13 protein-coding genes and 1 tRNA gene are annotated in these 12,501 nt (G+C 56.6%); 5 read left to right on the top strand and 9 right to left on the bottom strand.

The window, feature by feature from the left end:
* Positions 1-154: 154 nt before the first annotated feature.
* The 4 genes from AC2FNR_RS18620 to AC2FNR_RS18605 form a co-directional block, all read right to left on the bottom strand.
* A complete protein-coding gene (locus AC2FNR_RS18620) occupies positions 155-532 on the bottom strand; it encodes a hypothetical protein (protein ID WP_353392867.1) in 378 nt (125 codons plus the stop codon).
* Positions 533-610: 78 nt separating this feature from the next.
* Positions 611-1,012 carry a DM13 domain-containing protein gene (locus AC2FNR_RS18615; RefSeq protein ID WP_496850684.1) on the bottom strand — a complete coding sequence of 134 codons (402 nt, stop codon included), beginning with the start codon at positions 1,010-1,012 and terminating at the stop codon, positions 611-613.
* Positions 1,013-1,215: 203 nt separating this feature from the next.
* Positions 1,216-1,341: a type B 50S ribosomal protein L36 gene (gene ykgO / locus AC2FNR_RS18610; protein WP_008755722.1), complete on the bottom strand. Its 126-nt coding sequence runs from the start codon at positions 1,339-1,341 to the stop codon at positions 1,216-1,218.
* Between the two features lie 91 nt (positions 1,342-1,432).
* Positions 1,433-1,507, bottom strand: a tRNA-Val gene (locus AC2FNR_RS18605).
* Positions 1,508-1,656: 149 nt separating this feature from the next.
* On the opposite strand from AC2FNR_RS18605, the gene AC2FNR_RS18600 reads away from it, so the two are divergent.
* The gene (locus AC2FNR_RS18600) at positions 1,657-2,514 is read left to right on the top strand and encodes an N-formylglutamate amidohydrolase (RefSeq protein ID WP_496850682.1); all 858 of its coding nucleotides are present in this window, start codon (positions 1,657-1,659) and stop codon (positions 2,512-2,514) included.
* Between the two features lie 2 nt (positions 2,515-2,516).
* Here the strand turns inward: AC2FNR_RS18600 and AC2FNR_RS18595 are convergent, their stop codons facing one another.
* Together AC2FNR_RS18595 and pyrF are read right to left on the bottom strand one after the other, a co-directional pair.
* Positions 2,517-3,770, bottom strand: a complete 1,254-nt coding sequence (locus AC2FNR_RS18595) for a DNA polymerase IV (protein ID WP_353392871.1) — start codon at positions 3,768-3,770, stop codon at positions 2,517-2,519.
* Between the two features lie 349 nt (positions 3,771-4,119).
* Positions 4,120-4,824, bottom strand: a complete 705-nt coding sequence (gene pyrF / locus AC2FNR_RS18590; RefSeq protein WP_496850680.1) for an orotidine-5'-phosphate decarboxylase — start codon at positions 4,822-4,824, stop codon at positions 4,120-4,122.
* Positions 4,825-4,955: 131 nt separating this feature from the next.
* Here pyrF and AC2FNR_RS18585 point away from each other — a divergent pair, with 131 nt between their 5' ends.
* A complete protein-coding gene (locus tag AC2FNR_RS18585; RefSeq protein WP_496850678.1) occupies positions 4,956-5,288 on the top strand; it encodes a hypothetical protein in 333 nt (110 codons plus the stop codon).
* 126 nt (positions 5,289-5,414) lie between these two features.
* Positions 5,415-8,033, top strand: a complete 2,619-nt coding sequence (gene clpB / locus AC2FNR_RS18580) for an ATP-dependent chaperone ClpB (protein ID WP_496850676.1) — start codon at positions 5,415-5,417, stop codon at positions 8,031-8,033.
* Between the two features lie 127 nt (positions 8,034-8,160).
* On the opposite strand, the gene AC2FNR_RS18575 is transcribed toward clpB, so the two are convergent.
* The 3 genes from AC2FNR_RS18575 to AC2FNR_RS18565 all read right to left on the bottom strand — a co-directional run bounded on the left by AC2FNR_RS18575 (position 8,161) and on the right by AC2FNR_RS18565 (position 10,348).
* A complete protein-coding gene (locus AC2FNR_RS18575) occupies positions 8,161-8,922 on the bottom strand; it encodes a class I SAM-dependent methyltransferase (RefSeq protein WP_496850675.1) in 762 nt (253 codons plus the stop codon).
* 131 nt (positions 8,923-9,053) lie between these two features.
* Positions 9,054-9,869: a cyclase family protein gene (locus tag AC2FNR_RS18570; RefSeq protein ID WP_353392880.1), complete on the bottom strand. Its 816-nt coding sequence runs from the start codon at positions 9,867-9,869 to the stop codon at positions 9,054-9,056.
* Between the two features lie 287 nt (positions 9,870-10,156).
* On the bottom strand, positions 10,157-10,348 hold the full coding sequence (locus AC2FNR_RS18565; protein ID WP_170356042.1) for a hypothetical protein: 192 nt from the start codon (positions 10,346-10,348) through the stop codon (positions 10,157-10,159).
* A 367-nt stretch (positions 10,349-10,715) separates the two neighbouring features.
* On the opposite strand from AC2FNR_RS18565, the gene msrP reads away from it, so the two are divergent.
* Positions 10,716-11,627, top strand: coding sequence for a protein-methionine-sulfoxide reductase catalytic subunit MsrP (msrP, locus tag AC2FNR_RS18560; RefSeq protein WP_496850672.1), 912 nt, complete (start codon positions 10,716-10,718; stop codon positions 11,625-11,627).
* A gap of 4 nt (positions 11,628-11,631) precedes the next feature.
* Positions 11,632-12,246: a protein-methionine-sulfoxide reductase heme-binding subunit MsrQ gene (msrQ, locus tag AC2FNR_RS18555; RefSeq protein WP_496850670.1), complete on the top strand. Its 615-nt coding sequence runs from the start codon at positions 11,632-11,634 to the stop codon at positions 12,244-12,246.
* Positions 12,247-12,501: the final 255 nt, after the last annotated feature.

Below are 12,501 nucleotides of genomic sequence, written 5' to 3'. Positions count from 1 at the left end.
TTTGAATGTCGTGGCGGGCAATAACCCGACTGATTTGGTCAATTAAACGATTCTGGCGGGGATGCAAGAAAAACTGACAAAATTAGTTGGTCAAAATGGTCGCTGCTGGAAAGGCGCAACGCACTAACCTTGCGTGCGGAATATCCGAAAGGCGTTAAGGGTGCCTACGTTGCAAAACAGCGGCCAGTATAATGGCCCATCCGAGTATGCCCTGCCCATGGGCGCTGAGGTTTTTCTGGTGCGAAAAAAACAGCATTTCAAAAGGGATAACGGCGTTTTTTGGTGGCCAGATGACCCATTGCAGCGGCAAATCCGGAATGATCATGCGATAATACATGTAGTAAACCTGCGGCGAGGCCGACACAAACACCCAGAAAAGGATCAGCGCCCCCAGAAACCTTGCCCATATCGGCAAACGTCTCAGGCAGCGCCGGGCCAAAAGCACCATCATCAGAAACAGAGTGAGGCTGATGAAGACAAGCCCGACCTGTCCCCACGCGGACAGATCAAAAAAGGAATCCTGACTGTACATTTTCGCCCTCCACAAAGCCGGGCAAAAAAGAAACCCGCCTACGCATGCAGGCGGATTTCAAACAGCGCAAGGCGAGAATTAGCTGAGTGGCGCGACGGCCAGAATCACAGTGAATTTCTCACAATAGATATACAGCTCGTTGTATTTGGAGACGTCGATGCCGGAAGGGATCTTGAATGAGGCTTCGCCCTTTTTCACGGTCAGTTTGTCGTGAATCTTGGAGCCCTTCGCGTATTTCTCGCCGTTGCCAAAGCCGATTTTGATATCTGGCGGGTTCTTGCTGGGGTCGAAGACATAATCGCTTTTGAGCGTGACGGTGTCGCCGGAAACGGAAACCGTCCCCTTCACCTTATAGCCGCTGCGGCCGGAAAGGCTGCCGGTGCGTTCCTTGCCTGCGGCAAATGCAGAAGGTGTTCCCAGTGTCAGAGCGGCTGCGGAAGCAAGCCCCAGCTGTACGAATTGGCGGCGTTTGATTGTCATAGCGAATTCCCTATCTCATTCTGCGACTGCAGGATGCTGCGCAGACAAAGGGGGCGCTGCCAACTCACATCGCGTCAAGGGAATGTGAGTATCTGAAACATGCAAGCGACCAGCTAAGCGGGAAATCAACGCAACATGCGATTTGAAAACAAAAAAACCGCACCCAACCGGCGCGGTTTCCCTGAATTCGATTTGTGCAGTTCTTAGCCCTGGCGAGCTTTGAACTTGCGCTGCGTCTTGTTGATCACGTAGACGCGGCCTTTGCGACGCACAATCCGGCAATCACGGTGCCGGTTCTTGAGCGAGCGGAGCGAGTTCTTGACCTTCATGGGTCTGTCTCCAATCTGCGGCGCCTTCATCAAAGACGTGGCCAGCGCCTGGGTTAATCGGGTGTCCCGGAGCCCCGGAACAGTGAAATCATGGTGGGCGGTACAAGGATCGAACTTGTGACCCCTTCGATGTCAACGAAGTGCTCTACCGCTGAGCTAACCGCCCACTTTACCTTTGCGTGCCCTGCCCCATAACGAAATGGGGCGCGGAACCCCGCGCCGGTAGCGGGGTCTATAAAAGGAGTCGCAAAGGGGTTCAAGGGGTTTGGTATAACTATTTTCCGGTCTATGTTCAGACCGAACCAAGGAGCCACCATGCCGAACGCCGCCTATGTATTGGATATGCCTGCCAAGCGCACGTCTTGTGTGGTCTTTGCTTCCCCGCATAGCGGCCGGAACTACCCTCAGGAACTGATGGAGCGGACAATTCTTAGCCGCGACGTGATTCGATCCTCTGAGGATGCGTTCGTGGATCAGTTGTTCGCACCCGCTTCGGATTTTGGAGCGCCGCTGATTTGTGCGACAAAGCCAAGGGCTTACCTGGATCTTAACCGCAGTGCCGAGGAGTTGGATCCGGCACTTGTGGAAGGCGCGCGTCGGCAGGGGCACAATCCGCGCGTGTCCTCGGGGCTTGGCGTAATCCCCCGGGTGGTTGCAAATGGTCGCGCGATTTACCGCGGTAAGCTGACAATGGACGAGGCGCGGCTGCGCATCGATACCTGCTGGCGGCCATATCACACGCGACTCAAGGCATTGTTGGCCGAATCGCACAAGGCGTTCGGGCAGGCGATCCTTGTGGATTGCCATTCGATGCCGCACGAAGCTGTGGCCATGGCCGGCACCGCAAATTCACGCCCTCAGATCGTGTTAGGGGACCGGTTTGGCGCCGCAGCCTCTGGCGAAGTCGTGGACCGTATCGAAGCCGCGTTTGTGGCCGCTGGTCTGACAGTGGCGCGAAACGCACCGTTTGCTGGGGCGTATGTTACGCAGACCTATGGTCGACCCGCGCGCGATCAGCACGCGGTGCAGATCGAAATAGACCGTTCGCTTTACATGGACGAAACGCGGATTGAGCCAAACGGGAATTTCACCGCCTTTCGCGAGCTGTTGCGGCAGGTCATTGGCGAAATTACGTTGATCGGTGAAGAGCCTCTGCGCCTTGCGGCCGAATAAGATCAGCGCAAAGATCGCCCCTTCAAGATAGCATCATGTCCGAATCTGCGACGGATTTCATCCGTGGCGCGTTCGGCCTGCGACCGCTGTGCTGCGCCGGGGTCAAGCAAGTCGCCCGTGATATCGGCCTGATCCTCGGGGCACAAATCCGACAAACCGCATCCAAGCAAGCGATAGGGTCCCTGATCTCCGACCTGATCGAACAAACTGCGGGCCGTGCGGTAAATGCGGTCGGCAATCTGCGTCGCATCACGTAACGAGACACGGCGGGTGATAATCTTGTGATTGGCTTTCTTCAGCTTGAGGGTCACGACCCTACCAGCCAGACTTTTGGCCTTGGCACGATCCGCCACCTTTTCGGACATGCGCCACAGATGACCATCAAGTATGTCAGGGCTGGCCGTGTCTTCGAAAAAGGTAGTTTCATTACTGATGGACTTCATCGGTTCATGGGCAGAGACGCGGCGCTTGTCCTGTCCTCGGGCCAGATGCCACAACCGATACCCCATCGCGCCGAATCTGGCTGTCAGGGCCTCCTGATCCCAGCGCAACAGGTCCGAGAACGTACGAATCCCTGCGCGCTCGAGCGATTCTTGTGCAGCTGGTCCGATGCCCCAGATCAGCCGGACGGGCTTGTCGTGCAGAAACGAAGCGGTCTCGGCCTCGCCGATTACGGAAAAGCCACGTGGTTTGTCGAGGTCGGATGCGACCTTGGCGAGGAACTTGTTATGTGAAAGCCCGATTGAACCAGTCACGCCCAGCTCATCCTTCATCCGTTTCACAAGGCGCGCCAGCATCACTGCGGGTGGTGCACTGTGCAGTCGCTGGGTGCCGGACAGGTCCATGAAAGCCTCGTCCAATGACAAAGGTTCGACGACTGGGGTCAACTCGTCCATCATCGCCCGAATCTGACGCGAGACTTCCGCATAGACCGACATGCGGGGTTTGATGACCACAGCATCGGGGCAAAGTTGCAGGGCTTTGAACATGGGCATCGCTGAACGCACTCCGCGAATACGCGCTACATAGCAGGCCGTCGACACGACGCCGCGTTTCCCGCCGCCAATAATGACGGGTTTGTCGGCAAGTTCAGGGTTGTCGCGTTTCTCGACCGAAGCGTAGAACGCATCGCAGTCCATGTGCGCGATGGTCAGGTCAAACAGTTCAGGATGCGTCTTGATGCGCGGACTACCGCAGGCAGGGCAGCGGCGGTCGTCCGTCACAGTGGTCAGGCAGTCTCGGCACAGACCGGGCATGCGGTGTTCCCGTCTCTCATTCGATCAATTCGCGGGGTTTGAATATACCACCCAATTGGTCAAGAAAAACCCCGCCGCGTGGTTGTTTGATGCAAAAGAAGACCCCCCGCGCGTTGCGGGGGGAGGTGACGGACCTCAGGAAGAGACGGTCCGCGGGGAGTATCACAGGACCAGATTCGCTGAAAATCAGAGGTTTCGATAGGATCGAGTTCACACAAGGAAAACAGGCAGTTTTCATGTGTGTTTTCGGGCACAGGGACGATTTGGCGCGGCTTTCATTAAAAGTTACGTAAGGTCAACTGTTTGGCTGACAGAAACCGGGTTTTTCCGCGGTTTCTGACGTCCGCGATTAGTGCCGTGTCAAGGAATTTAACTCGGCAAGAACCGCCTCGGCGGCGGCTTTCGGGTCGTCAGATTGATAGATTGGGCGGCCGACCACGATGTGATCCGCACCGTCACCGATCGCGGTTGCTGGGGTGGCGACGCGTTTTTGATCGCCAAGCGCAGCACCTGCCGGGCGCACGCCTGGGGTCACAATCAGGCGACCTTCGGCCTGTGGTAAGGCCCGGATCAGCGCGGCCTCTTGCGGGCTGGCGATGACACCATCTGCCCCGGCCTCAAGCGCCTTTGCCGCGCGTTCGACGACCAGTTCCTGCACGTCGCCATCCTTCAACAGGCTGGCATCCAGATCATCGCGGTTAAGAGAGGTCAGGATGGTTACAGCGAGGATTTTCAGATCCTTGCCCGAGGCACCCTCTTTCGCGGCGCGCACTACATGGGGGTCGCCATGGACGGTCAGGAAATCCAGATTGAACTGCGCCAGCCCACGTACCGCGTTTTCGACGGTATTGCCGATGTCGAACAGTTTCATATCCAAAAAGATGCGTTTTCCGTGATCCTGTTTCAGCTCATTGGCCAGTGCCAGCCCGCCGCCTGTAAGCATGCCCAAACCAATCTTATAGAAAGAGACGCTGTCGCCCAGCCTTTCGGCCATGGCCAAACCCTGCAGGGCGTTGGGGACATCTAGGGCTACGATAAGGCGATCGTCGGACATGGGGGCGCTCCGTTTTTGGCAAACGTCTGCGTCCTAGCGGGTTTGCAAGGTTCTGTCCATGTGGGACGAGTAGGTGATTCAGGTCACGGCAGAATTTACCAGATGTGGTATAATGGGCGCGGATTGAAGGAATGGAATTCAAAGTGAAACAGTTTGCACCCGCCGTAATCATCGTGTTGCTGACAGGATGTCAGGATATGCCATTGGAAACCGAGGCCGCTGACACGGTCGTAAGGACTCCCACTAACGACAACCTGCGGCTTTTGCGGGGCTATCGTTCGACCGATGATGATTGTCAGATCACAGGTGAGACTGCGTTTACAATTGATTTTCTGGATGATGCCGCTGATCTGGTATCTTGTCCAACAGGTGGTGAAGCGGCGCAATCTATGGTCCAGATGTATGGCGCGCGAGAAGTGGCTGAAACCGGGGGATACACTGTCTATTCGGTTCCGCGCAGGTAGGGCGGAAATAGCGTTTCGAACTCTTGAACCGGGACAGATATTTCCCAGATTGAATGTGAGGCCCAGATCCGAAGCGTGCCGCCAAGCGGGCGCATCGACACAGGGCGCTTGGAAAAGGAGAAGACTATGGACTTGAACAAGTTCACCGAGCGGGCACGGGGTTTCGTGCAAGCGGCGCAGACTATTGCGATGCGGGAAGAGCATCAGCGTCTGACGCCCGAACATTTGCTGAAAGCATTGATGGATGACGATCAGGGGCTGGCCAGCAACCTGATCACGCGGGCCGGTGGTGCGCCCAGCCGTGTCGTGAATGCGCTTGATGCCTCGATGGCGCGTATTCCAAAGGTCAAAGGCGACACCGGACAGGTCTATCTGGACGGCCAGACTGCCAAAGTTTTGGACGAGGCCGAGAAAATCGCGACCAAGGCAGGCGACAGCTTTGTCCCGGTCGAGCGCATTCTTATGGCGCTGTGCATGGTGAAATCGAAAGCCAAGGTGGCGTTGGAAGACGGTGCCGTCACCGCGCAGAAACTGAACGAGGCGATCAACGATATCCGTAAAGGGCGCACTGCCGACACCGCGTCGGCGGAAGAAGGCTATGACGCGCTCAAGAAATACGCGCGTGACCTGACCGAGGCGGCGGCTGAGGGCAAGATCGACCCGATCATTGGGCGGGATGAAGAAATCCGCCGCTCGATGCAGGTTCTGTCTCGACGGACCAAGAACAACCCTGTTCTGATCGGTGAGCCCGGTGTCGGTAAAACCGCGATTGCCGAGGGCATGGCCCTTCGCATCGTCAATGGCGACGTGCCGGAATCGCTGAAGGACAAAAAGTTGCTTGCGCTCGACATGGGCGCGCTGATTGCTGGTGCGAAATACCGTGGTGAGTTCGAAGAACGCCTTAAGGCCGTTCTGACCGAAGTGACCGAGGCCGCTGGTGAGATCATCCTGTTCATTGATGAAATGCACACGCTGGTTGGTGCCGGTAAATCCGACGGCGCAATGGATGCGGCCAACCTGATCAAGCCTGCGCTTGCCCGGGGTGAGCTGCATTGTATCGGCGCGACCACGTTGGATGAGTATCGTAAATACGTCGAAAAAGACGCGGCCCTCGCGCGTCGCTTCCAGCCTGTATTGGTGCAGGAGCCAACAGTCGAGGATACGATCAGCATCCTGCGCGGCATCAAGGAAAAGTATGAGCTGCACCATGGTGTGCGCATTTCCGACTCGGCGCTGGTCTCGGCTGCGACCCTGTCACATCGCTATATCACTGACCGTTTCCTGCCCGACAAGGCGATCGACCTTGTCGATGAAGCCGCGTCTCGTCTGCGGATGGAGGTGGATTCGAAGCCCGAAGAACTCGACCAGTTGGATCGCCAGATCCTGCAGATGCAGATCGAGGAAGAGGCGCTGAAGCTGGAAGATGACGCGGCCTCGAAAGACCGTCTGGAAACCTTGCAAAAGGACCTGGCCGATCTGCAGGAGCAGTCTGCCGAGATGACCGCCCAGTGGCAGGCCGAGCGTGATAAGCTGGCAGGTGCGCGGGATCTGAAAGAACAGCTCGACAAGGCGCGGGCCGATCTGGAAATCGCCAAGCGTGAGGGCAATCTGGCCAAGGCGGGTGAGCTGTCCTATGGCGTCATCCCCGAGCTTGAGAAAAAGCTGACAGACGCTGAGAACGCCGAAAGCAATGCGATGATGGCCGAAGAAACCGTGCGGCCTGCTCAGATCGCATCCGTTGTCGAACGCTGGACGGGTATCCCGACAGCCAAGATGCTGGAAGGTGAGCGCGAAAAACTGCTGCGGATGGAAGACGATCTGCATTCCCGCGTGATTGGTCAGGATGCCGCCGTCACTGCCGTCGCAAACGCCGTGCGCCGTGCGCGGGCCGGTCTGAATGATGAGAACCGCCCCTTGGGCTCGTTCCTGTTCCTCGGGCCGACCGGTGTGGGTAAGACCGAGCTGACCAAAGCCGTGGCGAACTTCCTGTTCGACGACGACAACGCGATGGTTCGTATCGACATGTCCGAGTTCATGGAGAAACACGCGGTTGCCCGTCTGATCGGTGCCCCTCCGGGTTATGTGGGCTATGATGAAGGCGGTGTGCTGACCGAGGCCGTGCGGCGCAGGCCCTATCAGGTCGTGCTGTTTGACGAGGTCGAAAAAGCGCACCCGGATGTGTTCAACGTGCTGTTGCAGGTTCTGGACGATGGCGTTTTGACCGATGGTCAGGGCCGCACTGTCGACTTCAAGCAGACGCTGATCATCCTGACGTCGAACCTTGGGTCTCAGGCGCTGAGTCAGTTGCCTGAAGGAGCCGACAGCGCACAGGCGCGGCGCGATGTGATGGATGCGGTCCGGGCCCATTTCCGGCCCGAATTCCTCAACCGTCTGGACGAGACGATCATCTTTGACCGGCTCAAGCGGGCTGACATGGATGGCATCGTCGATATCCAGATGGCGCGTCTGCAGAAACGGCTGGCCGCCCGCAAGATCGAGCTGGTGCTGGACGATGGTGCCAAGCAATGGCTGGCCGATGAAGGTTATGACCCGGTCTTTGGTGCCCGTCCGTTAAAACGCGTGATCCAACGCGCGTTGCAGAATCCGCTGGCCGAAGCATTGCTGGCTGGTGAAGTCAAGGATGGTGAGACCGTCCCGGTTACTGCGGGCTCAGACGGCCTGATTATTGGCGACCGGTTGGGAACGTCGGATCGTCCAAGGCCGGATGATGCGGTCGTGCACTGAGCTTTAAACCCTAAAAGACCTACCCATTCGGTAGGTCTTTTTCGTTTGCGAAAGCATGTGTTTTGTTGCCCAGATAAACGATCGTTTTCTTTCGCGCCCGAGCGCCAAAGCGGCCCGCGCAATAAACCTACGTGCCTTTTCGGACAATCAGCCGTTTCGCACCACCTTGCGCCGCATCCACAAGTAAAGAAACCTGACCCAAGGTTTCCAGAAACGCAGAACCTTCGCGGAGTTTGCGGGTTCTCACGTCGAGAATGACGGCACCGTCGTCTTCGACCACGTCGCGAAAAAAACCTGCATAGGTCTGCGCGGGATAGTGGAAGCCGCACGAGATAAAGCTCATCGCCAGATCAACGGTGCCTATTGATGAGAGTTCGTCTGAGCCGGGATTCAGGCAGGTGATGTCGCCGGCGCGGATGCCGTTTTCCATCAGGAACGATCGGGCGACAGACAGATTGGAATAGGCCGCGCCGGTTTCCGCGTATCCGAAATGCCGTTCTGTAGTAGTTTCTAAATCAATCAGGTTCAGGTGACACTTGTGGTCCTGCCACAAAAACAGATCGAACATAGCATAACCACAGCCGATATCTGCAATCGATGACGGAGCGAGGCTTTGTATCGTATCCCGAAGTTCCAGATACTCTAAATAGATAATTGCGGCAGCGCGGCGCGCCAGATCGGTTCCGTGATCCCGCACAAGCGATAGGGCGGGTTCGGGATTTCCGGCGGCCCAGGCGCGGTTAATCCTGCCGGAGCGGGGTTGGTCATGAATGATCTCTGACCTTTGCATGATCAGATTGACCAGATCGTTTTGGGAAAACGCGTCGAAGGATAGTCCGGACACTTCAGGCTGGGCAGTGGCCTTCATCATCCGCTCGGTCGTGATCATATCGTGGTTTCTACATGTCTGGGATTGGAGTTGCAGTCCGGACTTTGTGGCAGGTTTATTCGATGTTCAAGACCCGCTCATTGGCGGTGCCGAAAAGGATCGGGCATTCGATCCTTTTCGACTGTTATCATTCAAACCATCGCGAAAATGCGCGCGGGTCCGCCTGTGCCGCCTTTGTGCTTTGGCGCTCCGATAACCAGCGTTGCTCCCGAAGCGGGGACGCGGTCCAACCCAGCGATGTTTTCGATCCCGAAACGGCCCGTCGGCAGCCACGCGTAGTGGGTGGCAAAGTCGGCCGACATTCCGTGATCCAGCGACAGGGTGTCTGAAGCCAACGACCGCGCGCCCGTTTCCTCGATCAGCATCTGAGCGGCTTCGACATGAAAGCCGGGGTAGTGCTGCGCCTGCCCGTCAAATCCGCGGTAGGCGTCACTGTCGACCTTGGCGGCCCAACCAGAGTATAGGGCAACGCAGGCGCCGTCCGGAATATCTCCGTGGGTTGCCATCCACGCCTTCAGATCGTCCGGGGTCAGTAGAGTATCGGCATCTTCGGCCGCCCGCGCAGCGATATCGACAACACAAAGCGGTGCCACGAGATCTGTAACCGGGATTTCGTCGACCGCTGCTCCATCCGCCGAGAAATGCAATGGCGCATCAATATGAGTTCCGGTGTGCTCGTTTACAGTCATGCGTTGCAGGTTGAAGCCGTGGTCGCCAAAATTGAACAGTTGTTCGGACGCGTAGCCGGGCTCACCAAAATAGGTGGGAAAGTCAGGGCTGATCGTGTGGGTCATGTCCTCAACCTTGCCGTGCCCCGCGGCCATCGCCATTGGCGCTGCTGCACTGGTCGCCGCTACGGCCACGCCCGAGGCTGCGGCGGCTTTGAAGAAACTCCGCCTTGAAAGCATCCGGTCCTTGACCGCGTTCATCACACAGATGTCACACATTTGTCTTCTCCCTTTCGGCTGTCCCGGTTGTCGGGTTTCGAAGGATCCCTACAAGACCCCTTCGGAACAGACTGCATTTTGCGAGAAGCAGTTGTAAAGATAGCGGTCGGAGAGGGTGCAGTGTTTCGGGGAACGATGCTTCAACTCACCGTGATCGGTTCTGTGCGTTTTGGTTAACGTTGCATCTGACGAACAAATGATTTCGAGGACCGCAAACGACAAGAGCCCGCCGAATGGCAGGCTCTTGAATACGTGCATGACCCAGAGGGGCCAAAGGATCGGAAATCTTAGGTGCCGGTCGGCAACGCGTTCAGGTCTTGTGCGTTGCTCTCATCGAGATTGGTATCTTCACCGATTTCCTCGCAGGTCACGGGGAATGTCTCATTCGAGTCGCACCCAGAGATTGGGTAGGTCTCTTTTTCAGCGCATGCCGCGATGAACAGGGCCAGCGACAGGCCAGCTACCAGCTTCATTTTCATGTCTCGTCCTTTCCGATCATATCGTCGTATTTTTTGTGGCGCTATCTGCGTGATCAGCCTTGGGGTGATCTCAACTCCGTCCCTTCACGCCTTGGGAAAACTTAAGCGGCTGGGCTGCGGGTTGGCTAGCGCCAATATCAAGGGTGACGCTAGGTTCTGTTTGGTTAAATGTACATTTCGTATGAAAAAGCGGCTACTTTTAGCCGAAGTTTATGAATGATTAGACGTTTAGTATTGTATTGAGCCTTAGTTGCGCCGCCTGATGGTTCGTTACAGCCTCGTCTCCCAATCGTGACGCATGTTGCCTTGGTCCTGTGCTAAGAGCGCACTAACTGACAATTAACAATGTACGATCACGGAGACAGAGATGGCGCGTCGCTGGACCAATACACTGACACATGCAGATGTCACCCCAAGGGCGATGTTTATGAACCGGCGGCAGGTGATGGCCGGGCTTGCAGGTGCCGGGCTGGCGGGGATTGCGCAAAAGGGTTTCGCGGAAGAGTCTCCTGAGGGTTTGACGCCGAACACTTGGGAAGAGATCACGTCCTACAACAATTACTACGAGTTCGGCACCCGCAAGGATGATCCTGCGAAATACGCCCACACGCTGGTCACCGAACCCTGGAGCGTTCAGATTGATGGTCTGGTGAACCGCCCCGGTGAATACGACTTCAAAGACATAATGTCCGAGATGACAGTCGAAGAGCGAATCTATCGGTTCCGGTGTGTCGAGGCTTGGTCGATGGTTGTTCCCTGGAACGGGTTCGAACTGGCTGATCTGCTGAATATGGCCGGTGTGCAGGAAGGTGCCAAATATGTGGCGTTTGAGACTGCCTATCGCCCGGATGAGATGCCCGGCGTGCAATTCCCGGTCCTGGACTGGCCCTACCGTGAAGGTTTGCGACTGGACGAGGCCATGCATCCGCTGACGATCATGGCGACGGGAATCTATGATCGTCCGATCCCGAACCAGAACGGCGCCCCTTTGCGTTTGGTTGTTCCATGGAAGTACGGGTTCAAGTCGATCAAGTCGATCGTCCGGATTACCCTTACGGATGTTGAACCTCCGACAAGCTGGAACATGGCCAACCCGCGTGAATATGGATTCTATAGTAATGTGAACCCGAATGTGGATCACCCGCGTTGGTCTCAGGCGTCCGAGCGTACCATCGGGGGCGGGCTGTTCTCGAAACGTATCCCGACACTGATGTTCAACGGCTATGAGGCTGAAGTCGCCGGTCTTTACGAAGGCATGGATCTGTCGGAATACTACTAAGCGCATGCAGACCGTGAACCAGATACTCCGCCGGGTGCCTGTTTGGGCCGTCTATCTGCTGGGCCTGATCCCGGCACCATGGCTGTTCTATCAGGGTTTGACCGGAGGATTGGGTATTGATCCAATCGAAGCGCTGGAACATCGCTATGGCGAGCTGGCGTTGCAGTTGTTGATTGCTGTGCTTGCGATATCTCCGTTGCGGCGGTTTGCGGGGCTGAACTTGATGAAGTTCCGGCGGGCTTTGGGGGTGCTGACCTTTGTCTATGTCAGTCTGCATCTGTTGGTATGGTTGGTTTTGGATGTGCAACTGCCAAGCCAGATCTGGGCCGACATCCTCAAACGTCCCTATATCACAGTGGGCATGGCCGGGTGCCTCCTGCTGCTGCCCTTGGCTGTGACATCAAACAATCTTTCGGTGCGCCGTTTGGGTCCACGCTGGCGCGTCTTGCAACGTCTGGTCTATCCAGCCGCGATTTTGGGTGGGCTACATTACGTGATGCTGGCGAAGGGGTTCCAGATCGAGCCATTGATCTATCTGAGCGTGATTCTGGGCCTTCTGGCCTTGCGTCTGCCACTGTCGAACCCACTCAGCCGATTCCGGCAGGTCGATTCCGCCTGAGTCTGTGGGTAAGCCTGTGCAAAACCCGGGTTACACGGTGAAACGGTGGCGTGGGGAGTTCGTTTTGGAGATGGATTTAGTGATAAGTAGCTGAAACTAATATTAAATTTTAAAATTCTGAGTTTTTTCGAATTTTTCAAATTTTCTGCTTGCGGCTTTGTGGGGTAGACCTTAGAACCCCCTTCACCGGCGCTGCTGAGGCGGTGCTGGGGCGCTGGAGACGGTGCTGACGGACTGGAAAGACGGTTGAGACGC

The organism is Ruegeria sp. SATB045 (assembly GCF_059613525.1).
Note: the sequence above shows the minus strand (reverse complement) of the source record. Positions and strands in the feature narration are given on the sequence as shown.